This window comes from Streptomyces sp. NPDC030862 (genome assembly GCF_055571835.1).
This window is the reverse complement of the sequence record NZ_JBVIEN010000008.1, coordinates 205,249-226,206: the sequence shown is the minus strand read 5'-3', so window position 1 is coordinate 226,206 and position 20,958 is coordinate 205,249. Positions and strand designations below refer to the sequence as shown.

Annotated in this window: 17 protein-coding genes; 7 read left to right on the top strand and 10 right to left on the bottom strand. The window is 74.3% G+C overall.

What is annotated here, in order from left to right:
• Positions 1–3: 3 nt before the first annotated feature.
• Entirely contained in the window at positions 4–2,154 is a 2,151-nt protein-coding gene (gene uvrB, locus ACZ42X_RS22605) for an excinuclease ABC subunit UvrB (protein ID WP_468292911.1), read from the bottom strand.
• 48 nt (positions 2,155–2,202) lie between these two features.
• Positions 2,203–3,147: an MHYT domain-containing protein gene (locus tag ACZ42X_RS22600; RefSeq protein ID WP_468293420.1), complete on the bottom strand. Its 945-nt coding sequence runs from the start codon at positions 3,145–3,147 to the stop codon at positions 2,203–2,205.
• Positions 3,148–3,502: 355 nt separating this feature from the next.
• Here ACZ42X_RS22600 and ACZ42X_RS22595 point away from each other — a divergent pair, with 355 nt between their 5' ends.
• Genes ACZ42X_RS22595 through ACZ42X_RS22585 form a run of 3 tightly spaced genes read left to right on the top strand, consistent with a single transcriptional unit; the run spans position 3,503 to position 6,696 of the window.
• Positions 3,503–4,771 (top strand): MFS transporter, encoded by a 1,269-nt coding sequence (locus tag ACZ42X_RS22595; protein WP_468293417.1) that lies wholly within the window; start codon positions 3,503–3,505, stop codon positions 4,769–4,771.
• A 57-nt stretch (positions 4,772–4,828) separates the two neighbouring features.
• The gene (locus ACZ42X_RS22590; protein ID WP_468292908.1) at positions 4,829–5,806 is read left to right on the top strand and encodes a pseudouridine-5'-phosphate glycosidase; all 978 of its coding nucleotides are present in this window, start codon (positions 4,829–4,831) and stop codon (positions 5,804–5,806) included.
• Positions 5,803–6,696, top strand: coding sequence for a carbohydrate kinase family protein (locus ACZ42X_RS22585; protein WP_468292906.1), 894 nt, complete (start codon positions 5,803–5,805; stop codon positions 6,694–6,696). The genes ACZ42X_RS22590 and ACZ42X_RS22585 overlap by 4 nt, the downstream gene beginning before the upstream one ends.
• An 11-nt stretch (positions 6,697–6,707) precedes the next feature.
• Here the strand turns inward: ACZ42X_RS22585 and ACZ42X_RS22580 are convergent, their stop codons facing one another.
• Positions 6,708–7,355 carry a nucleoside/nucleotide kinase family protein gene (locus ACZ42X_RS22580; protein ID WP_468292903.1) on the bottom strand — a complete coding sequence of 216 codons (648 nt, stop codon included), beginning with the start codon at positions 7,353–7,355 and terminating at the stop codon, positions 6,708–6,710.
• Positions 7,356–7,573: 218 nt separating this feature from the next.
• On the opposite strand from ACZ42X_RS22580, the gene ACZ42X_RS22575 reads away from it, so the two are divergent.
• Entirely contained in the window at positions 7,574–8,020 is a 447-nt protein-coding gene (locus tag ACZ42X_RS22575) for a hypothetical protein (protein WP_468292900.1), read from the top strand.
• 12 nt (positions 8,021–8,032) lie between these two features.
• Positions 8,033–8,695 (top strand): DUF2293 domain-containing protein, encoded by a 663-nt coding sequence (locus tag ACZ42X_RS22570; protein WP_468292897.1) that lies wholly within the window; start codon positions 8,033–8,035, stop codon positions 8,693–8,695.
• A gap of 31 nt (positions 8,696–8,726) precedes the next feature.
• Here ACZ42X_RS22570 and ACZ42X_RS22565 read toward each other — a convergent pair whose 3' ends face one another.
• Positions 8,727–9,503 (bottom strand): chaplin, encoded by a 777-nt coding sequence (locus ACZ42X_RS22565; RefSeq protein WP_468292894.1) that lies wholly within the window; start codon positions 9,501–9,503, stop codon positions 8,727–8,729.
• A gap of 288 nt (positions 9,504–9,791) precedes the next feature.
• Here ACZ42X_RS22565 and ACZ42X_RS22560 point away from each other — a divergent pair, with 288 nt between their 5' ends.
• The gene (locus ACZ42X_RS22560; RefSeq protein ID WP_468292891.1) at positions 9,792–11,522 is read left to right on the top strand and encodes a translation initiation factor 2; all 1,731 of its coding nucleotides are present in this window, start codon (positions 9,792–9,794) and stop codon (positions 11,520–11,522) included.
• Here ACZ42X_RS22560 and ACZ42X_RS22555 read toward each other — a convergent pair.
• The 5 genes from ACZ42X_RS22555 to ACZ42X_RS22535 form a co-directional block, all read right to left on the bottom strand.
• Positions 11,494–13,530: a hypothetical protein gene (locus ACZ42X_RS22555; protein ID WP_468292888.1), complete on the bottom strand. Its 2,037-nt coding sequence runs from the start codon at positions 13,528–13,530 to the stop codon at positions 11,494–11,496. The genes ACZ42X_RS22560 and ACZ42X_RS22555 overlap by 29 nt on opposite strands.
• Positions 13,531–13,654: 124 nt before the next feature.
• The gene (locus ACZ42X_RS22550) at positions 13,655–14,095 is read right to left on the bottom strand and encodes a hypothetical protein (protein WP_468292885.1); all 441 of its coding nucleotides are present in this window, start codon (positions 14,093–14,095) and stop codon (positions 13,655–13,657) included.
• A gap of 48 nt (positions 14,096–14,143) precedes the next feature.
• On the bottom strand, positions 14,144–15,436 hold the full coding sequence (locus tag ACZ42X_RS22545) for an SWIM zinc finger family protein (RefSeq protein WP_468292882.1): 1,293 nt from the start codon (positions 15,434–15,436) through the stop codon (positions 14,144–14,146).
• A gap of 34 nt (positions 15,437–15,470) precedes the next feature.
• Positions 15,471–18,368: a DEAD/DEAH box helicase gene (locus ACZ42X_RS22540; RefSeq protein ID WP_468292879.1), complete on the bottom strand. Its 2,898-nt coding sequence runs from the start codon at positions 18,366–18,368 to the stop codon at positions 15,471–15,473.
• A 141-nt stretch (positions 18,369–18,509) separates the two neighbouring features.
• Complete coding sequence (locus ACZ42X_RS22535; protein ID WP_468292876.1) at positions 18,510–20,003, bottom strand: carboxylesterase/lipase family protein; 1,494 nt, start codon at positions 20,001–20,003, stop codon at positions 18,510–18,512.
• Between the two features lie 242 nt (positions 20,004–20,245).
• On the opposite strand from ACZ42X_RS22535, the gene ACZ42X_RS22530 reads away from it, so the two are divergent.
• Positions 20,246–20,497 (top strand): DUF6343 family protein, encoded by a 252-nt coding sequence (locus tag ACZ42X_RS22530; protein WP_361414755.1) that lies wholly within the window; start codon positions 20,246–20,248, stop codon positions 20,495–20,497.
• Between the two features lie 27 nt (positions 20,498–20,524).
• Here the strand turns inward: ACZ42X_RS22530 and ACZ42X_RS22525 are convergent, their stop codons facing one another.
• The gene (locus ACZ42X_RS22525; protein WP_468292872.1) at positions 20,525–20,893 is read right to left on the bottom strand and encodes a tetratricopeptide repeat protein; all 369 of its coding nucleotides are present in this window, start codon (positions 20,891–20,893) and stop codon (positions 20,525–20,527) included.
• Between the last annotated feature and the right edge of the window lie 65 nt (positions 20,894–20,958).

The following is a 20,958-nucleotide window of genomic DNA, read 5'->3' as shown; positions in this document are numbered from 1 at the left end:
CGGTCAGGCGATGCCCGCCTCCTTCATCTGCCGGAGCTCCTTCTTCAGCTCGCTCACCTCGTCGCGCAGCCGCGCGGCCACCTCGAACTGCAGCTCCGCGGCCGCGGCCCGCATCCGGTCGGTCATCTCCTCGATGATGCCCGCCAGTTCGGCCGCGGGGCGGTCGCTGACCAGCGCGCCCTTGGAGGCGGCCTTGCCCGCCTTGCCGCCCTTGCCGGCCGTGGCCGCCGTGGCGCCGCCGAGGGAGGGCACCGGCGCCTTGGCGCCCTTGCCGTCCTTGGACTTGCGGTAGCCGGTACCGAGCAGCTGCTCGGTGTCGACCTCCTCGCGCGCGATGGTGGCCACGATGTCGTTGATCTTCTTGCGCAGCGGCTGTGGGTCGATGCCGTGGGCCTTGTTGTACGCGACCTGCTTCTCGCGGCGCCGGTTGGTCTCGTCGATGGCCTGGGCCATGGCGGGCGTGACCGTGTCCGCGTACATGTGGACCTGGCCGGAGACGTTGCGCGCGGCACGGCCGATCGTCTGGATCAGCGAGGTGCCGGAGCGCAGGAAGCCCTGCTTGTCGGCGTCGAGGATGGCCACCAGGGAGACCTCGGGCAGGTCGAGGCCCTCGCGGAGCAGGTTGATGCCGACCAGGACGTCGTAGTCACCGGCGCGCAGTTCGCGCAGGAGCTCGATGCGGCGCAGGGTGTCGACGTCGCTGTGCAGGTAGCGGACCTGGATGCCCAGTTCCAGGAAGTAGTCGGTGAGGTCCTCGGCCATCTTCTTGGTGAGGGTGGTGACCAGGACGCGCTCGTCGCGCTCGGTGCGCAGCCGGATCTCGTGTACCAGGTCGTCGATCTGGCCCTCGGTGGGCTTGACGACGACCTCGGGGTCGACGAGGCCGGTGGGGCGGATGATCTGCTCGACGAAGCCGTCCGAGCGGGACAGCTCGTACTGTCCCGGCGTCGCCGACAGGTAGACGGTCTGGCCGATCCGTTCCTGGAACTCCTCCCACTTCAGCGGCCGGTTGTCGAGCGCGGACGGCAGCCGGAAGCCGTGGTCGACCAGCGTCCGCTTGCGCGAGGCGTCGCCCTCGTACATGGCGCCGATCTGCGGGACCGTGACGTGGGACTCGTCGATGACGAGGAGGAAGTCCTCGGGGAAGTAGTCGAGGAGGGTGTTCGGCGGGGAACCGGGCTCGCGGTCGTCGAAGTGCATCGAGTAGTTCTCGATGCCGGAGCAGGAGCCGATCTGGCGCATCATCTCGATGTCGTACGTGGTGCGCATGCGCAGCCGCTGGGCCTCCAGCAGCTTGCCCTGCTTCTCCAGCTCGGCCAGGCGCTCCTCCAGCTCGCGCTCGATGCCGTTGACCGCCTTCTCCATGCGCTCCGGGCCCGCGACATAGTGGCTGGCCGGGAAGACGTAGAGCTCGCGGTCGTCGCTGATGACCTCGCCGGTGAGCGGGTGCAGCGTGGAGAGCGCCTCGATCTCGTCGCCGAACATCTCGATGCGGACGGCGAGCTCCTCGTAGACCGGGAAGATCTCGATGGTGTCGCCGCGGACACGGAAGGTGCCGCGGGTGAAGGCGAGGTCGTTGCGCGTGTACTGGATGTCGACGAACCGGCGCAGCAGCTCGTCGCGGTCGGTCTCCTCGCCGACCTTCAGCTGGACCATCCGGTCCACGTACTCCTGCGGCGTGCCGAGGCCGTAGATGCAGGAGACGGAGGCGACCACGACGACGTCGCGCCGGGTGAGCAGCGAGTTGGTGGCGGAGTGGCGCAGCCGCTCGACCTCCTCGTTGATGGAGGAGTCCTTCTCGATGTACGTGTCCGACTGGGGGACGTACGCCTCGGGCTGGTAGTAGTCGTAGTACGAGACGAAGTACTCCACGGCGTTGTTCGGCAGCAGCTCGCGGAATTCGTTGGCCAGCTGCGCGGCCAGCGTCTTGTTCGGCGCCATCACCAGGGTGGGGCGCTGGAGCTTTTCGATCATCCAGGCGGTCGTCGCCGACTTGCCGGTGCCGGTCGCGCCGAGCAGGACGACGTCCTTCTCGCCCGCCTGGATACGGCGGGCCAGGTCGGCGATGGCCGTGGGCTGGTCGCCGCTGGGCTGGTAGGGGCTGACGACCTCGAAGGGCGCCACCGAACGTTCGATCTTGGAAACGGGCCGCATGCAACCACCGTACGACTCACCACTGACAGCCGGGGGTCGTCGTGGGGATCAGCGGGGGCGGGAGCGCTCGCGGCGGCGGGGCGGACGGGCCGCCGACCAGTTGGCCGACTCCCCGTAGGCGTGGCTCCCATGGCCGTCGTGGCTCCCATGGCTCCGGCGGTCCTCGTGGGCCTGGCGGGTCCGGCGGGCCTCCTGGCCGTGGAGCCGGGCCGGGGCACCGTACCGGTGCGGCGGGCGGAAGACGGGCCGCCGCCCGCCGGTCTCGCCCAGCACCAGCAGCGGGTCGAAAAGCACCACGACCCCGGCGAGCAGCAGGAACGCCGCCGGACCGATCAGGATCGGGGTGAGGAGGGCGGTGGTGTCCTCGGTGCCCGGCACCTGGCCGTCGCCGTGCAGATGGACGTTGACGGCGGCCATGCCCGTGTAGTGCATGCCGGTGACCGCGACGCCCATGACCAGGCTGGCGCCCAGGGTGGCCATGAAGCCGCGGACCGATACGGCCGCCCAGAGCGCGGACGTGGCCGCCACCACCGCGATCACCACCGAGAGGGCGACCGTGAGGGTGTCGTACTCGATCCGGCCCTGCAGCCGCATCCCGGCCATGCCGAGGTAGTGCATGGTGGCGATGCCGAGTCCGGTGATGGTGCCGCCGGTGACGAGGGCCATCGCCGTCGCGCCGCGGTAGCCGACGAGGAAGATGCCGACGCCGACCATGGCGATCGCGACGGCGAGGCTGGCGAAGGTGATGAGCCGGTCGTAGCCGATCGGCGACTCCTGGACGCTGAAGCCCATCATCGCGATGAAGTGCATGGTCCAGATGCCGGAGCCGATGGACGTGGCGCCGAGGGCCAGCCAGCCGAACCGGAACCGTCCCCCGTCGCGCAGCGACCTGGTGGTGCAGCGCAGTCCGAGCGCGCCGCCGAGGCACGCCATCAGATAGGCGGCCACGGGCGTGACCAGTCCGTAGCTGAATCCGTCGACCGTGCCCTGCATACTCGGCATACCCGTAAGCCCTTCGCCCCTTGTGCCCCGCCGCCTGCCAAGCCTCGTACGTGGTCTGTCGTCGTGGTGCTGTCGTGCTGGTCGTGCCATGTGTACCCGCTGGTAGGGGTGTGAGGCTATGGCCGGAGACGTACCAAACAAAGATTCACACCGCGCCCACGAGCCGGGTGGCGCTGTCAGTGGCGGGTCGTACGGTGGTCGGCATGAGGGCATCCCCGCACGCGCGGCCCGGGCGACCGGGCGGACGGGGTGTGGCGACCGCCACCGCCCTACGGATCTGGCCGAAGTGTGTAAGGGGTGACAGACTTCCGCGGTGACTACGCCCTCCGGTATACCCGACGTTCCCGTGCCGGTGCCCCACTCCGCTTCCGCGCCGGTCGCGGTGGCCGATCTGCCCTCCCTGCGGCGGCGGACCGCGGCCGTCCTCATCGTCAGCCAGATCCTGGGCGGGCTGGGGGTGGCGATCGGCATCGCGCTCGCCTCCGTACTGGCACAGCAGGTGAGCGGGACGGAGGCGCTGTCCGGGCTCGCCCCCACGGCGATGGTGGCCGGGACGGCGCTGCTGTCCATGCCGCTGGCGGCGCTGATGACCGCCCGCGGGCGGCGGCCCGGGCTGGTCGTGGCGTACGTGCTCGGGGCGGTCGGCGCGGGTGTGGTGGTGCTCGCGGCGGTCGTCGGGAGCTTTCCGCTGCTGCTCGTGGGCATGGCGGGGTTCGGCGCCGGGTCGTCGGCGAACCTCCAGGCCCGTTTCGCGGCCGCGGACCTGGCCGAGCCCGAGCGGCGCGGGCGGGCCATCTCCACGGTCGTGTGGGCCACCACGATCGGCGCGGTGCTGGGCCCGAACATCGCCGCGCCGGCGGGGCGGAGCGTCGCCGGAATGGGCATCCCTGCGGCGGCGGGACCGTTCCTGTGGGCGGCCGGAGTCTTCCTGGTCTCGGCGCTGGCGGTGGCCGCGCTGCTGCGCCCGGACCCGCTGCTGACCGCACGGGCGCTGGCGGCCGGCTCCGCGGAGGACACGGCACCGGAGGGCCGCTCCCTGAAGGCGGGCCTCCGCGCGGTGCGGGAGTCGCCGCGCGCCCGGCTGGCGCTGGTGACGGTGGCGGCCTCGCACACCGCGATGGTCTCGATCATGTCGATGACCCCCGTGGCGCTCAGCCACCACGGCGCCGGCATCCAGCTGATCGGGCTCGTCATCAGCGGCCACATCGCGGGCATGTACGCGTTCTCGCCCGTGATGGGGTGGCTGTCGGACAAGCTCGGCAGGCTGTCGGTCATCGGGCTGGCGGTCGGGCTGCTGTCCTGCGCGGCCCTGCTGGCCGGTACGGCGGGGGCCAGTCACGGCCGTACGGCCGCCGGGCTCTTCGTGCTGGGTCTGGGCTGGTCCGCGGGCCTGGTCTCCGGCTCGGCCCTGCTGACCGACTCCGTGCCGCAGGCGGCGCGCGCCGCCGTCCAGGGCCTGTCGGACCTGACGATGAACACGTCGGCGGGCATCGGAGGGGCGGCGGCCGGCCTGATCGTCGCCCAGGCCGGCTACGGCTGGCTGAACGCGGCCGGCGCGTGCCTGCTGCTGCCGCTCGCCGTGCTGGCGCTGCGCTCACCGAAGCGTTCCGGGTGACCTGAGCGCCGCGGGGCTCAGGTTTGCGGGGCCCGCCGTCGCGCCAGGGATGGGGACATGCCAGAGACCACAGTGGTGTTGTCCGAAGAAGTACGGGAGACGCTGGCGGCTCACCGGCCCGTCGTGGCCCTCGAGTCGACGATCATCGCCCACGGGCTGCCCCGCCCGCGCAACCTCGCCGTGGCGCGGGAGCTGGAGGCGCTCGTACGGGAGGGTGGTGCCGTGCCGGCCACCATCGCCGTCCTGGACGGTGTGGCCCGCATCGGGCTGGACAAGAGCGGGCTGGAGCGGCTGGCCGGCGATCCCGGCGTACGCAAGCTGGGGCACCGGGACCTGGCGCCCGCCCTGGCGACGGGGGCGAGCGGGGCGACGACCGTGTCGGCGACGGCGTTCCTGGCCGCGCGGGCGGGCATCCGGGTCTTCGCGACCGGCGGGCTCGGCGGCGTACACCGGGAGTGGACGCACACGCAGGACGAGTCGGCGGACCTGCGCCTGCTGGCGCGGACGCGGATCACGGTGGTGTGCGCGGGGGTCAAGTCCATCCTGGACGTCCCGGCGACGCTCCAGCGGCTGGAGACGCTGGGCGTGGGCATCCTCGGATACGGAACCGAGTACTTCCCCGGCTTCTATCTGACGTCCTCCGGGGAACCGGTCGACTGGACGGTGCGGTCGCCACAGGAGGTGGCGGCGGTGATGCGGGCGCAGGACGCCCTCGCCGAACCCGGAACCGGAACCGGAACCGGCACCGGAACCGCGCTGATCGTCGCCCATCCGGTGCCGGAGGCGGAGCAACTGGACCCGGAGCTGCACGACCGGGTGCTGGCCGAGGCCCTGGACGCGTGCCGGGAGCGCGGGATCACCGGGCAGGCGGTGACGCCGTTCCTCCTGGAGTACCTCATGCGGCACACCGGCGGCGCGTCCCTGGAGGCCAACATCGCGGCCGTACGCGGCAATGTGCGGCTCGCGGCGCGCATCGCGGAGGCGGCGGCGACGGCCGCGGCACCGACCGCGGCTGCGGCAGAACCCCTGCGATGAGCGGCGCACTGCTCGTGGTCGGTGACGTGGTCACCGACGTCGTGGCCCGGCACCGTACCCCGCCGGCGCGGGGAACCGACACGGCGGCGGAGATCCGCACCCTGCCCGGCGGCGCCGGTGGGAACGTCGCGTGCTGGGCGGCGCGTTCGGGCTGGCCGGACGTGCGGATCCTGGCGCGGGTGGGCGCGGACCGGGCCTCCTGGCACGAGGAGCGGCTGCGGGCGGCCGGGGTGCGGCCCCTGCTCGTACGGGACGGGGAGGCGCCGACCGCGACGGTCGTGGCGCTGGTCGACGCGACCGCGGAGCGCACGTTCCTCACGGACGGCGGGGCGGCGCTGCGGCTGGACCGTGGCGACTGGTCGCCAACCCTGTTGGAGGGTGTGTCACACGTACATCTGTCCGGGTACCTCTTCTTCGCGGGACCCAGCCGGGAGGCTGCGTCCCTGGCCCTGGCGGCGGCGCGGGAGCGGGGCGTGCCGGTGAGCGTGGACCCGGCGTCGGCGGGGTTCCTCGCGGAGTTCGGCGTGGCCCGGTTCCTGGCGGCGGTGGAGGGCGCGGACGTGCTGCTGCCCAACGCCGACGAGGCCGCGCTGCTGACGGGACTGCCCGACCCGTCGGACGCCGCGGCCAAGCTCAGCCACGGCTTCCCGCTGGTCGCCGTGACGCTCGGCGCGGCGGGCGCGCTGGTGGCGGCGTCCGGCCGCGTCGTCGCCCGCGCGTCGGCACCACCGGCGCGGGCGCTCGACTCGACGGGCGCCGGCGACGCCTTCACGGGTGCCTTCCTGGCCGCCCGCCTCTCCGGCGCGTCCCCGGCCGGTGCGGCGTCGGCCGGTTGCCGCGCGGGGGCCGAGGCGGTGGCGGTGCTGGGCGGCCGGCCGGCGGGTCGGTGAGGGCCGCCGGGCTACTGCGCGTCCCGTCCTCGGACGCCGGTCCACGCCGGGTGGCGGAGGTCGTCCGCGCGCACGAGGACGTCCGCCGCCTCCGCCGGGCCGACCTCGGCCTCGTAACGGTCGAAGGCGGGGAGGGTCCACGCCTCGGCCGTGCGCCGGGCGAGGGCTCCCCGCGACAGGCGCAGGTGCACCGTCAGGTCGAAGGGGAACCAGTGCCCGAGCAGGAACGGGCCGTGCAGCACCAGCACACCACCGGGCGGGAGCCGGGTGTACGGGCTGCGCGTGGCGCGGTCCGTCACCGGGTCCCACAGGTCCGGGAGGACGCGCCCGGTGCCGCCCGGCTCCAGCGGCGTGAAGACCTCGCGCCACAGCGCGCTCGTGTCGAACCAGCCGCTGTAGTACGAGTCGGGGTCCTCCTTCCCGTACTCGTACCGCAACGACGCCGGGCGCAGGAAGCCCTCCGTCCCGACCACCGCCACCGCCCGGCCGCGCAGCCGCAGCGCCTCGGCCAGCAGCGCGGCCGGCTCCTCGGGCCGGGCGGCGGGCGGCCCGTCGACGCCGACCTTGAGCCAGGGTCCTCCGTCGCCGGGCCGGAGCCCGTCCACGTGCGCGGCGAGGTGGTCGGCCAGCCGTTCCCAGGTGATCGGTTCGAGTCTCACGCCCCCATGTTCCCCGAGACCGCGGCCCCCACAGCATGTCGGTGCCCCCTGCGCCGCATACCCGTCCCGGTGCAGGGGGCGTCGGCCTGAACTCGCCACCGGGGAGCTTGCCTTGGCGCAGTCCGGGCCCCGCTCCCGACCGGTGCGGCTCGGCGCACGGTCGTAATAGGGTGCGGAACGACCGCGTACGGAGCGGGGGACCCGAGGGGGAGACAGCGATGGAGACGGCGCTGATCGCGGTGATCGGCACGCTGCTCGGCGCGGTGGTCACGCACTTCTTCCAGGGGCGGGCGGCGCAGCGCACGGCCGCGCTCGCCCGCGCGGAACAGCTCCGTCAGGAACGGATCGCGACGTACAGCGCGTTCGCCGACGCGGTGGTGGAGTACCGGCGGGCGCAGAACGCGCGCTGGTACCGCAGGAACGGCTCGCACGCGGAGAGCACCCGCCTGGAGTCGTACGACCGGCGGGCCGCCGCCCGACAGGCTCTGGTGCGCGTGCAGTTGGTGTGCGACGACCCGGCGATCGTACGGCTGGCGGAGGAGACCTTCCAGGTGACGAACTGCATGCACGAGGCGAGGGACGAGGCGGACCGGGACCGGCGCTCGCAGCAGGCGGTCGAGGCGTTGACCGCGTTCATCGAGGCGGCGGCGCCGAGCGTGCGCTGAGAGGGCGCCGACATGTCCGTACCGGCCCCGATCGTGGTGATCGAGCCGCTGCGCCGACGCCGCCACTGCGCGGAGTGCCGCAGCGGCCCGCTGGACCGGATGGTCCTGGAGTTCCACGCGCCGCTCTGCCTGGACTGCGCCGACCTCGGCCACCTGGTCTACCTGCCGCGCGGCGACGCGGCGCTGACCCGCCGCGCCCGCGAGGCGAGCGGGCTGTGGGCCGTGGTCGTACGCCACAACCGGCGCCGCACCCGATACGAGCGCCAGGGCATCCTCGTGGAGGAGGCGGCCCTGGCGCGGGCCGAGGCCGCCTGCCTCGCCGACGCCGAGGCGCGCGCCCGCCGCAGGGCGAGGGACGCGGAGCGGCGGGCGGCCGAGGACGAGCGGTTCACGGCCGCCCTGGCCGCCGAGATCCTGCGCCTGTTCCCGGGGTGCCCCCCGGAGCGGGCCGCCGGCATCGCGGCGCACGCCTCGCTGCGCGGCAGCGGGCGCGTCGGGCGTACGGCGGCGGGCCGGGCCCTGGACGAGGGCGCGGTGACCGCGGCGGTGCGGGCGTCGGTGCGGCACCTCGACACGGAGTACGACACGCTGCTGATGCGCGGTGTCCCCCGCCACCAGGCCCGTACCCGCCTGGCACCGGCCATCGACGCGGTGCTGGAGTCCTGGCGGCGGTGAGACCTACGCGTCGGTGCCGGCCTGAGCGGGCTCAGACGCCTTCGTGCGTCGCGGGGCCGCGGAAGCGGCGGTAGAGGACGGCGCCGCCGAGCAGCAGGCCCATGGCCGCACCGCCGAGGGCGAGCAGGTCGCCGTCGGCACCGGTCTCGGCCAGCGGCGTCGTGCTGGTCTCCAGTGCGGGGCGGGTGTCGGGCGCCGGAGCGGGCCCCGCGGCGGACGGCTCCTCCGGCTTCGACGCACCCGGCTTCGGCGGCTGGGACGGCTCGTCGCCCTTCGGCGGCGTCGGCGGGGTGACGGGGGTCTTGCCGCCGCCGTTGCTGGACGCGTTGCCGAAGACGGGGTTGAGGACACCGACGAAGTTGACGGAGTTGCCGCTGATGTTGACCGGCAGGTCGACGGGCAGCTGGATGCCGTTGCCCGTGATCACCCCGGGAGACCCCTTGATGACACCTTCGGCGGACGCACCGCCGCCGTTCGCGCTGCCCTTACCGCTGCTGTCGCCGCTTCCGCTGCCGCTGCCGCCGTGCGGGGTGGTCGCCTGGTCCTTGTGGGCGGACTTGCCGCCGCTCTTGTTCGCGCACGTGTTGCCGGCCGCCGGGTTGAGGAGACCGACCACGTTGATGGTGTTGCCGCAGACATTGACCGGGACGTCCACCGGCAGCTGCACGCTGTTGCCGGAGACCAGCCCCGGCGAGTCGGCCGTAGCGCCGGCCGCCTCGGAGTCGGCGTACGCATAACCCGCCGCCATAGCGAGCGCGCCGCCGGTGGCCACCAGGGTGGCCAGACCATTTCGGCGAGTGTGCCTCATGGCTTCCTGCCTTCCGGAGACTTTCACGGGCACCCGCCCGCACCGGAATTAACGCCTTACAGACAACGCGGGTTATGTCGCATCTGTCATTCACCCCATCGAGTGGCGGCTTAATCGAACCCTCACAGGTCCTCTACGGATCGCACCCCTGGGCGCGGCGTGAACGCGCGATCCGGGGAGGCACTGGGCCGGTTGGCGCACTCACGTACGATCGCCGGCATGCCGACGACGGGTGCACCGGAGCCAGTTGAACGGAACGGCATATGCGCGAAATCGGCACAGAGTAGGATGAACAATCACATAGCGGGCAGCGGGCAGCGGGCAGCGGGCAGCGGGCAGCGGGCAGCGGGCAGCAGGCAGCAGGCAGCAGGCAGCAGGCAGCAGGCCGGGGGCCAAGAGGCGTCGAGGACCGTGCTGTTCGCCGTACGGTCGGCGACCGCGCTGCATCGGCTGCTTGACGTGATGCCCGTCTTCCACGGGGACCACCGGATCCACCGGCGCTTCGTCCTCGTACCCGGGTCGGACTTCGGGGTGGACGCGCTCGCCGCGCTGGAGCAGGCGGGGGCACGGACGGTTGCGTGGGACGAGGCCGTCGCATCGCGGTACGACCTGGTGGTGGCCGCGAGCCCCAAGGGGCGGCTGGAGCTGCTGGACGGGCCGCTCGTGCTGATGCCGCACGGCGCCGGTTTCAACAAGGCGGTGGAGAAAGGCGGTTCGGCGGACTCCGCATCCGGCCTCGACCCGTCGTACCTGATGCGGGACGGACGGCCGCTGGCCGCGGTACACGCGCTCGCGCACGGCCGGCAGATCGAGCGGATCGCCGCCACGTGCCCCCGTGCGGCCGGGCGCGGCGTGGTCGTGGGTGATCCCACGCTCGACCGGATCCTCACGTCCACGGGGCTCCGTGAACGGTACCGGGCGGCGCTCGGGACCGGGGCGCGGCGGCTGGTGGTCGTGGCGTCGACGTGGGGGCCCGAGTCGCTGATACGCCGACGGCCCGGCCTCGCCGCCGAGCTCGTCGGCGCCCTCCCGTACGACGGCTGGCAGGTGGCGGTCGTCGTACACCCCAACGAGTTCAGCGAGGTCGGGGCGTACGACCTGCGGCTGACGCTGGGGCCCGCCCTCGACGCGGGGGCGGTGCTGGCGCGGCCGTACGAGGAGTGGGGCGCGCTGCTCGTGGCGTCCGACGTCGTGGTCACCGACCACGGGTCGGCGGCGCTGTACGCGGCCGCTCTCGACCGGCCGGTCGTCGGGGCGTACGACGGGGGACGGGAGCTCATCGCGGGAAGCCCGATGGCGCGGCTGCTGGGCGCGGTGCCCGCTTTCGGGGGTGCCCGGGAGCTCGACAGGGTGGTGCGGGAGCATCGCGCGGGTGGCGTACGGGCGTACGCGCGGGGCGCGTTCGCGTGCGAGGGCGAGTCGCTGGAGCGGCTGCGGGCCGAGGTGTACCGGCTGCTCGAGCTCGATCCGCCGGGCTACCCGGCCGAGCCGCGGCCGCTCCCCGTGCCCACGGGCTGGGGGCCGGCCCCCGGCGGGCCCGGGGCCGTACCGGCGGCCTTCGCCGTACGGGCGGCGGTGGACGGGCGGACGGTGGACGTCGAGCGCTATCCCGCCGCGGCCGAGGCGGATGTGGACGTGGACCATCTCGCCGCCGAGGACGACCTGGCGGGCGTACGGCAGCGGCAGAGCGCCGCGCTGCTCTACCGGCGCGCCGAACCGGCCGACGGGGTGGCCGCCTGGGCCGCGCGGACCCTGGCGGCGTTCCCCGGGTGCCGTACCGCCGCCGTCGTGCGGTCCCCGGAGCGTTTCGTCGTACGGCGGCGGGACGGTGAGGTGTACGACGTGGTCGCCGAGCGCCGGCACCGTGCCGATCCGGCCGCCCTGCTCAGCGGTGTCCACGCGTGGCTGGAACGGGGTGCGCGGACCGGCGGCGGTGGCGGCGGTCGTGGTGGCAGCGGTGAGGCGTGGTGCGTCGTGGGTGGTCGGCGGGTCAGTCTGCGGCTGTCGCCGCGGCCCTGATCGCGCGGGCCTCCTCCCGATGGCGCTGCGCCGCCGGCCGGTCGCCGGTGTCGTCGGCGAGGGCGGCCAGGGCGGTGAGGATCGTGGCCTGTTCCCGGGTGGCGGCGCGCTCGCGGGCGCCGGCCAGGGCGGATGCGTAGAGCGGGCGCGCCTCGTCGGTGCGGCCGAGGGCGTGGAGCGTCCGGCCCAGCTCGAAGGCGGTGCGGGCCTTCATCCGGGGGCGCTCGGGGGGCAGGGCGGCCATGCGGTGCGCCTGCTCGGCGAGGCGCGCAGCCGCGTCGAGGTCGCCGGTTTCGCGGGCGGTCTGGGCGAGGAGATAGGTCTGGAGCATGACCCCGTAGGCGTTGCCGATCTCCTGGTGGATGCGGCGCGCCGTCTCGAAGTCGGGCGCCGCCGCCCGCCAGTCGCCCCGTACGGTGCGGAGTTTGCCCCGGAACTCGGACGCCGACGCCCGCAGCTTGCCGTGGAGCGTGCTCTCGCCGAGGCCGGCCGCCGCGTCGACCGCCGCCTCCACCTCGGCCTCCGCCTCGTCGAAACGCTCCTGCTCCCACAGGGGCCGGGCCAGCTGGCAGCGCATCCGGATGAGCGCGGGGACGTTCCCGGCGCGGCGGGCGGCGTCGCGCCCGGCGGTGAAGGCGTCGGTCACGTCGGCGTAGTGCTGGTGGTCGAGGAAGTGGGTCCACAGGGGCTCGCACAGGGCCCAGGCCTCGTCGTCCATACCGTGCCGGTACGCCGACCGGACGGCCGCGTAGAGGGCGTGCCTGCGCGCCTCCAGCCAGCGCAGCGCGTCGCCCCTCTCGGTTCCCCAGTCCACGTCCGGTACGTCCCCGGGGAGCGGGGGCACAGGTGCGGCGAGGGTCAGCCTGGTGCCCGCCCAGAGCGCGTCCGCGCGTTGCGCCTGGCGCAGGTACCAGCGGATGATCCGGGTGCGGCCGGCGGCGGCCTCGGTGCCGTCCGGGTCGTCGCGGCGGGCGCTGCGGTGCGCGTGGTCGCGCAGCAGGTCGTGCAGGCGGTACAGGCCGCCCCGGCCCAGCGGGAGGAGGGCGGAGACCTCCAGCTCGTCGAGCGTGTCCTCGGCGGCGTCCGGCCCGGTGCCCAGGAGGGCGGCGACGGCGTCGGGGGCGACGTACGGGCCGGGGTGCACGGCGAGGAGGCGGTAGAGGCGGGCGGACTCGGGGCTCAGTTCCCGGTACGCCGTGTTCCACACCGCTTCCACCTCCGGTACGCCGTTGTCCCGCCAGGTGTCGGCGAGTTGGGTGACGAGCCGGCCGAGGGGGCGGCGGCGGTGGCGGCGCAGCCACTCGGCGGCGACCTCCAGGGCGGCGGGCAGACCTGCGCAGGCCCGGGCCAGTTCGGCGACGGCGGTCGCCTCGGCCGACAGCCGCGGGTCGTCGGCGGCGATGCGGTGCAGCAGCTGCTGGGCGTGGTGCGCGTCGAGCGGGCCGAGCGGGAGGTCGAGGTCGGCGCCGCCCCGGATGTCGTAGAGGCGGCGCCTGCTGATCGCAATCACGGTGCTGTGCGGCGACGCGGGCAGCAGTTGGTCGACCTCCGTCCCGTAGCGGACGTTGTCGAGGACGAGGACGAGGGGCTTGTGCTCGGTGCTCGCCCAGTACTGGCGACGGCGCCCGGCGAGGGTGCGCTCGATCCAGCCGGGGTGGACGCCGAGCGAGCGCAGCAGGTCGGCGAGGGCCTCGGCGATGTCGGCGCCGCCGTCGGTGCGGTGGTCGTCGAGGTCGATGTAGCGGATGGCGTGCTCGTCGGAGGTGTGCTCGTCGGAGGTGTGCTCGTCGGCGTGCCGGTCGACGAGTCTGCGGGCGAGGAGTACGCCGAGGGTGGTCTTGCCGACGCCGTGCAGGCCGCTGAGGGCGGCGACGAACGGGCGGCCGTCCCGCGGCCGGTCCGTGCGCACGGCACTCAGCAGTCGCTGCTGCTCGGCGTCACGGTTCTCGAAGTGACGGGGGCGCGGCGGTAATTGGTGGGCCGTGAGCTCCGGGGGCGGTGGGGTCACGTGGTGGTGGTCGTGGCGGTGCTGGTGCAGCTCGCCGATGTGGCCCGCCTATACGACCGTGTCCACCCGTGCGCTGCCGCCCACGCTGTTCCGTGTCTCGTCGCTCACGGCCCAACTGTAGGGGTCAGGCGCCCGGTGCGCCGTAGTTCCTCTCGATGATGCCGGCCTGGATCACGGTGCCGTGGTTGACCCCGCCGTTCATGGTGTTGTTCGTCGTGATGGTCGTCGGGCCCGGGTTCCTGGGCATCATCTCGTCCAGGAGGTCGCGGAGTTCGACCGCCGCCTCCGGGTCCGCCTGAAGGGTGCGGCGCATGCGGGCCCGCCATTCGGTCCGCGCTTCGGCCTGGGCGTCGGCCGTCGTGCGCTCGTCGCCCGTCTCCTCGGCGGCGAGCAGTTCCGCTCGTACCGTGTCCAGCTCGTCCTCGATCACCGCCGGGTCCGTGCCCGCGCGGCGGGCGAAGAACGCGACGATCCGGCCTTTGACCTGCTCCCAGCTGTCGCCCACCATCTGATGGACGAGCGCGGTGGCCCCCGCCGTCGCCAGCGTCATCAACTCGGCTTCCACCCGGCCCCCTTCGTGGTCGTTTCCCCGTATCCGACGGCAGCCTACCCATCAGCGCCCGAGCAGGTCGGCGAGTACGCCGACGGGGTCCGTGTCGGGAGTGCCGCGTGGCCACCAGTCCTCGCGGTCCGGGTCGGACTCGTAGCCGTACCAGAGGCCGTCGCGGCCGTAGCGCAGCTGGAGGGAGCGGCTCGACAGGCGGTTGCGCCAGGGGCGGAAGTGCGGGAAGTCGGCGGCGATCAGGGCGGGGCGCGCCCGGTCGAAGGGGCCTGCGGGCGGGTCCCAGGCCTCCTCCAGGACGGCGAGGCCCGCCGGGCCGCCCTGACGCCAGGCGGCGACCGCGCGGGCCAGGTCGGCGGGGGTGCGGTCCAGCGCGGCGGCGAGGTCGCGGTACAGGGCGCGGGTCGTGGCCGTCAGGCCCGAGCCGGGGTGCGCGGCGGCGAGGCGCACGGCGTCCTGCCAGGGCGTGAGCGCGGCGACCGGGTCCCGGCCCGTCGCCAGGAACGCGTGCGCGCGGGCAGCCGCCTCGGTGGCGAGCAGCTCCAGGGCCAGGGGGTCGGGCCCCTCCGGATCCTCCGGGTACGCGGGCGGGCGGCCGGGGTGCTCCAGGACGGGCAACGGCGGCGGCAGGGCGAGCGCGCCGCCCACGGCACCGGCGCCGGACGGGGCGGCCAGCGCCTCGCGTGCCGGGACCGTCGGCATCCGCGGAGGCGCCGCGCTGGTCTCGGCGGCGGCGCGGGTGGCGTTGCGGTGGCTGAGTGCCGCGAGGATCTCCTGTTCGCCGCGGCCCCGCATCAGGAACAGCACGAACGGGTCCTCGTCGAGGAGCCGCGCCGCCTGGTAGCACAGGGCGGCCGTGTGTTTGCAGGGGTATCCGTGGTCGGGGCAGGAGCAGTCGGGGATCAGGTCCCCGCTGCCGGGCAGCAGGTCGGCGACGGCGGCCAGCGCGTGCGGCACGTCCTTGTCCAGCAGGGCCGCGATGTGGTCCGGCCGGGCCGCGGCCAGGTCCAGGAAGCGTTCCCAGTCGTCGTCGCGGAGGACCCGCAGGCGGATCTCCGCGCGGTACGGGCGCGGCCTGCTGCCGTGGACGTACGCGACGACCCGGCCCGGCGTCACGGTGATGGCGTCCACGTGGCCCCCGGCCGCGTAGGCCCGCCCACGGGCGAGGCGTGCCGGGTCCAGGGCGGTGTCCTCCAGGGCCCGCACCCAGGCGTTGCCCCACCAGGTGGCGGCGAACCGCCCCTCGGCGTCCTGGGCCGGGGCGAGCTGCGGGAACGTACGGCGGTGGTCGTCGTGCAGCGGTGCACGGCGGGCGGCGCCCGGACGCGTACGGTGCGGGCTCATGACGGCCTCCTCATGTCGGCCTTCATGACGGCCTTCATGACGGCCTCCTCAGCGACACGAGGTCGGCGAGCTCTCGGTCGGTGAGCTCCGTCAGGGCCGCCTCCCCGGAGCCCAGCACCGCGTCGGCGAGGGCCCGCTTGCTCCGGAGCATCTCCGCGATGCTGTCCTCCACCGTCCCCTCGGCGATGAGCCGGTGGACCTGGACGGGCTGCGTCTGGCCGATGCGGTAGGCCCGGTCGGTGGCCTGCTCCTCGACGGCCGGGTTCCACCAGCGGTCGTAGTGCACCACATGGCCCGCTCGGGTCAGGTTCAGGCCGGTGCCCGCCGCCTTGAGGGACAGCACGAACACCGGGACCTCGCCGGACTGGAACCGGTCCACCATCCGTTCCCGCTCGGCCACCGGCGTCCCGCCGTGCAGCAGCTGGGACGGCACCGCGCGGGCCGCCAGGTGGGCGGTGAGCAGCCGCGCCATGGACACGTACTGGGTGAAGACCAGCACCGAGCCGCCCTCGGACAGGATCGTGTCGAGCAGTTCGTCCAGGAGGGCCAGCTTTCCGGAGCGGCCGGCGAGCCGCGCCGGCTCCTCCTTCAGATACTGCGCGGGGTGGTTGCAGATCTGCTTGAGGGAGGTGAGCAGCTTCATGATCAGGCCGCGGCGGGCCATGCCCTCCGCTCCCTCGATCTGCGCCATCGTCTCCCGTACGACCGCCTCGTAGAGGGAGGCCTGTTCGCGGGTGAGGGCGACGGGGTGGTCGGACTCCGTCTTGGGCGGCAGCTCCGGCACGATGCCCGGGTCGGACTTCTTGCGGCGCAGGAGGAAGGGGCGGACCAGCCGGGCGAGCCGCTCGACGGCCTCGTCGTTCTCGATCCGCTCGGCGTTCTCGACGGCGCGGGCGTGGCGGGACCGGAACGCCTTCAGCGGGCCGAGGAGCCCCGGCGTCGTCCAGTCGAGCAGCGCCCACAGCTCGGAGAGGTTGTTCTCGACGGGGGTGCCGGTGAGCGCGACGCGCGCGGGGGCGGGAATGGTGCGCAGGGCCTTGGCCGTGGCGGAGAACGGGTTCTTCACGTGCTGGGCCTCGTCGGCGACGACCATCCCCCACCGCTGCGCGGCCAGCCTCTCGGCGCTGGTGCGCATGGTGCCGTACGTGGTGAGGACGAAGCCGCCGCCGTCCGGGCCGTCCAGTCCCTCCAGGGTGCGGTCCGTGCCGTGGAAGCGGCGCACGGGGACTCCGGGCGCGAAGCGGGTGATCTCCCGCTGCCAGTTGCCGAGGAGGGAGGCGGGGCAGACGACGAGGGTGGGGGCGGGGTGGGCGCGGCGCAGGTGGAGGGCGATCAGCGTGACGGTCTTGCCGAGGCCCATGTCGTCGGCGAGGCAGCCGCCGAGGCCGAGGGAGGTCATCAGGTCCAGCCAGGCGAGGCCGCGGAGCTGGTAGTCGCGCAGGGTGGCGTCCAGCCCCGGGGGCTGGGTCGCGTCGGCCGGGCCGGCCAGGAGCCGGTCGCGCAGCGCGGCGAGCGCACCGGCGGGGACGGCCTCGACCGTCTCGCCGTCGACCTCGGCGGTGCCGGTGAGCGCGACGGCGAGGGCGTCGGCCGGCTCCAGCAGGCCCAGCTCGCGCTTGCGCGCCTTGCGTACGAGCGCGGGGTCGACGACCACCCATTGGTCGCGCAGCCGCACGATGGGGCGGTGCGCCTCGGCGAGGGCGTCCATCTCGCGCTCGGTGAGCGGGTCGCCGTCCAGCGCCAGCTGCCAGTTGAACCTCAGCAGTTGCTCGCTGTCGAAGAACGCCGTGCCGTCGGTGGCCGAGCCCGGCGCGGGCCGGACGACCGCGGCGGCGGTCAGCGAGCGGGCCAGCTCCCGGGGCCAGTGCACGGTGACGCCCGCCGCGCCGAGCCGTGCGGCGGCGGGGCCCAGCAGCTCGTACAGCTCGTCCTCGGTGAGGGACAGCACGTCGGGCACGTCCCGCTCCAGCAGCCGGGCCAGCGGCTGCCATACGCGCGCGGCGCGGCGCAGCGCCAGGACGGTGTCGATCCGGGCGCGCGGCCCGAAGTGCTCGTCGCCCGCGCCCGCCCACAGCTCGGCCGCGTCGACGACGAGGGACGGGTCGGCGAGGCTGTGCACCTGGAGGAGGGCGGCGGCGGCCTGCCGCTCCTCACCGCCCTCCGGGAGCGTGTCGAACAGCTCGTACCCGGACAGGTCGAGGCGCAGCGAGACGCGGACCCCGGCGTCCATGCCCGCCGCCGCCTCGGCGGCCCAGGCACGCGCGTGTGGCAGGTGCTGCGGCGCACGGGCCGCGAACGGCGCCCCCGCGGCGTACGCGGCGGCGGGCGTACGCGGCAGGGTGTCGGCGACCGCGTCCAGGAACGCCCGCACCAGCGCCTCCGGCTCGGGCAGCCGGAGCGGGCGCAGGCCCGGGACGGGCGCGGCGTGGGCCTCGTACGGCATGGCGGCGGCGATCGCCCGCAGGTGGGCGATGTCGTCGGGGTCGAGGGGCCCGGCCCGCCAGGCGTCGAAGTCGGCGGCGGTCAGGCCGGGCAGCAGCCGCCCCCGCGCGACCAGGTGCAGGGCGTGCAGCGCGGCCGCTCCCCAGCACACCGCCGCGGGGTGCGCGCCGCCGTCCTGCCGGGCGGCGACGAGCAGCGGCAGGGCCTCCGCGACCGGCAGCACGACGGCGGCGACCGCCCGGCTGCGCACCCCGCTCCCGTGGGGCCCTACGACGGTGACGGTGCCGGTGGCGGCACGCGTCGTCCCGGCCCCGTCGGCCGTCGGCCCGGTCGCGCCCGCCGTCGGCCCCTCCCCGCCCGGGGGCGGGTCCGGCAGCGGGCCGCCCGTCACGGACCAGAAGGCGACGCGGCCGTCGCGGGGCAGGTCGGCGGGGAGGAAGGTGGCGGCGCAGCCGGCCGGCAGCCGGTGGTGCGGCGGACCCTGGCCCATGGCCGGTCACCTCCCCTCACGCTGGTCGTGTCACGCGGTCCGCGTCATGGAACCGCCTGGATCTACGACCTTACGGGTGGGGTCTGACAATCGGTCCCGAGCACCTGCAGCAGGCTGTCGGCACAGCTGTCAGCGCAGCCGTCAGCGGACCCCTTCCCACAGCGCCCGCTCCTCCGCTCGCAAGTCCTCCACCACCCCGGGGGCGACATCGTCGAAGACCATCGTCGCCCGCGCCCCGGCGCCCGCGGCCTCCGCCCCGGTGTCGTACGGGGCCCACCCCGGGTCGCCGGTCTTCGCGAAGGCGACCCACGCCCCGTGCATGGCGTCCGCCACCGCCTGCGGCGCGTCCTCCCCCGCCAGCGGGGTGGACGCCGGATCGTCGAGGCGGTCGAAGACGTACGCCAGCTCGCTGCCGTGGCAGGCGCCGAGGCGCCCGTCGAAGGCGGAGGAGCGCCGGGCGAACTCGTACATGTACGAACCGGGCACCGACTCCGCCAGCCGGATCGCCGGAATCCGGTAGAACCAGTCCGTCGTCACCGCGTCGAAGATCTCGCCCGGCACCGCGCCCGGCCGCGCGTCCCGGTAGACGGCCAGGGCCTTGTCGGGGTCGAGACCGTACGCCTCGGCCGTGGCGCGCAACTTGGCCTCCGGCAGCAGCTCCAGTCGCCCGGTGGGGACCAGGAAGAGCCGGTACTCCTCGCGGTTGCTGCCGAGGAGCAGCTCGACGCCGCAGTCGGGGCCCGGGAGCTCCAGCCCGTCTTCGGCCGGTCCGGCGGTCACCGGCTCGAAGGGCATGACGTTGAGCGCCGCCTCACCCCACACCGCGGGGTCGGGCCGGGCGCCGATCTCGCGGCGCAGCTCGGCCTGGGCGGCGAGGAGCCGGTCCATCGGCACCGCGGCGAACGCCTCGGCGGTCGGTTCGACGGCGAGTTTCCCGGCCAGGTGCTCCGTGATGCGGCGGGCCGACCGGGGGCGGAGGAAGTGGTGGGCGGCGCCGCTCTGCAGGATCGCCCGCCTGAACAGGCCGCGCCGGCGCACCTGTTCGTCGGCCAGCAGGAAACCGATGGCGATCGCACCGGCCGATTCGCCGAAGACGGTGACCCGGTCCGGGTCGCCGCCGAACTCCGCGATGTTGTCCCGTACCCACTCCAGCGCGGCCACCTGGTCGAGCAGCCCCCGGTTGTCGGGCACACCGTCCAGGTGCAGGAACCCGTCCGCGCCGAGCCGGTAGTTGAGCGACACGAACACCACACCGTCGCGGGCGAAGGCACTGCCGTCGTACGCGGACGACGACGCCGACCCGTTGGTGAAGGCGCCGCCGTGCAGCCAGACCATGACCGGCAGCCGGGCTCCGGGGCCGGGTGAGGGCGTCCACACGTTGAGGTTGAGGCAGTCCTCTCCCGGGACGCCGCCCTCCGGTATGAGGGCGTCGAAGGGCGGGGTGTACGGGGCCTTCGGGGCCGTCGGCCCGTGGGTGGTGGCATCGCGCGTGCCGCTCCACGCGCGCGGGGGAGCCGGTGGCTGGAAGCGCAACGGACCGAAGGGCGGGGCGGCGTACGGGATTCCGAGGAAGGAGGCGACGCCCCCGTCCGCCGAGAGGGTGCCGCGCACCGCGCCCTGCCGTGTCCTGCACACCGCTTCATCCATGGGGTTCACCGGGTCCCTTCGGTCGACGTCGGGGCACCTCAGTGTCTCCCGTACGTGCCTGGCGCAGGGGTCACTTCCGCCGACGGACGAGCGCGAGCAGCACCACGAAGACGACGGGGGTGGCGGCGTACTTCCCCTTGGCCCGCGCCGAGAGCTCATCGGAGCGTCCGGGAAGAGGTGCGCGCTGAACGGGTACCCGGCGCGGAGGAACGCACGGGAGAGCGATCACCATGCGACGTACGGGCAGTGAACCCAGGACCGCACGCAGTCCACTGCGCATCCGGTTTTGGCTGGCGGTCTGGGGTCTGATCTGGGCGGCCGCCGGCACGGCGGGCTTCGCCCTGGCCGGGCGCACCGGGTGGGCGGTGGCCTGCGGGGTGCTGTTCCTGGTGGTCACGGCGGACCTGGTGTTCATCACGCGGCACATCCGCCAGGGCCCCCACTACCAGCCGGGCCGCGATGTCCCTCCGTACGAGCCCTGAGCCCCCGCTACGGGACCGCTAGAACCGCTACGGGCCCGGCTCGAAGCGGGCCGCCTCCAGGTACTCGGGCTTCGGATCGAGCGCGGCGGCCAGGCGGAAGTGGCGCTTGGCCTGGTCCGGCCGACCGGAGCGCTGGAAGGTCCGGGCGAGTGCGAAGTGGGCGAAGGCGTTGTCCGGCTCGCGCTCCAGGACCAGCTCGAACTCCAGCTGGGCGGGGCGCAGCTGCGCCGCGGCGAAGAAGGCGCGGGCGCGCAGCAGACGGGCGGCGGTGTTCTCGGGATGGGCGGCGATCACCGAGTCGAGCAGCTTGACGGCTCCGCGCGGGTCCCGTGCGGCGAGGAGCTGCTCCGCGGCGCGGAAGTCGATGACGTAGGTCTCGGGGCTGCTGTCGGGCACGGTCACATCCTTCCCCTTGGCTCCAGCCCTTCAACATCGTCAGCGCGGCCCGTATTCCGGCGGCT

Excerpts from the sequence above, each read along its gene's own strand:
- ACZ42X_RS22545 (WP_468292882.1), bottom strand. The coding sequence starts at position 15,436 with ATGAGCCCGCACCGTACGCGTCCGGGCGCCGCCCGCCGTGCACCGCTG.
- ACZ42X_RS22590 (WP_468292908.1), top strand. The coding sequence starts at position 4,829 with ATGCCAGAGACCACAGTGGTGTTGTCCGAAGAAGTACGGGAGACGCTG.
- ACZ42X_RS22530 (WP_361414755.1), top strand. The coding sequence starts at position 20,246 with ATGCGACGTACGGGCAGTGAACCCAGGACCGCACGCAGTCCACTGCGC.
- ACZ42X_RS22575 (WP_468292900.1), top strand. The coding sequence starts at position 7,574 with ATGGAGACGGCGCTGATCGCGGTGATCGGCACGCTGCTCGGCGCGGTG.
- uvrB (WP_468292911.1), bottom strand. The coding sequence starts at position 2,154 with ATGCGGCCCGTTTCCAAGATCGAACGTTCGGTGGCGCCCTTCGAGGTC.
- ACZ42X_RS22585 (WP_468292906.1), top strand. The coding sequence starts at position 5,803 with ATGAGCGGCGCACTGCTCGTGGTCGGTGACGTGGTCACCGACGTCGTG.
- ACZ42X_RS22600 (WP_468293420.1), bottom strand. The coding sequence starts at position 3,147 with ATGCAGGGCACGGTCGACGGATTCAGCTACGGACTGGTCACGCCCGTG.
- ACZ42X_RS22560 (WP_468292891.1), top strand. The coding sequence starts at position 9,792 with ATGAACAATCACATAGCGGGCAGCGGGCAGCGGGCAGCGGGCAGCGGG.
- ACZ42X_RS22540 (WP_468292879.1), bottom strand. The coding sequence starts at position 18,368 with ATGGGCCAGGGTCCGCCGCACCACCGGCTGCCGGCCGGCTGCGCCGCC.
- ACZ42X_RS22565 (WP_468292894.1), bottom strand. The coding sequence starts at position 9,503 with ATGAGGCACACTCGCCGAAATGGTCTGGCCACCCTGGTGGCCACCGGC.
- ACZ42X_RS22570 (WP_468292897.1), top strand. The coding sequence starts at position 8,033 with ATGTCCGTACCGGCCCCGATCGTGGTGATCGAGCCGCTGCGCCGACGC.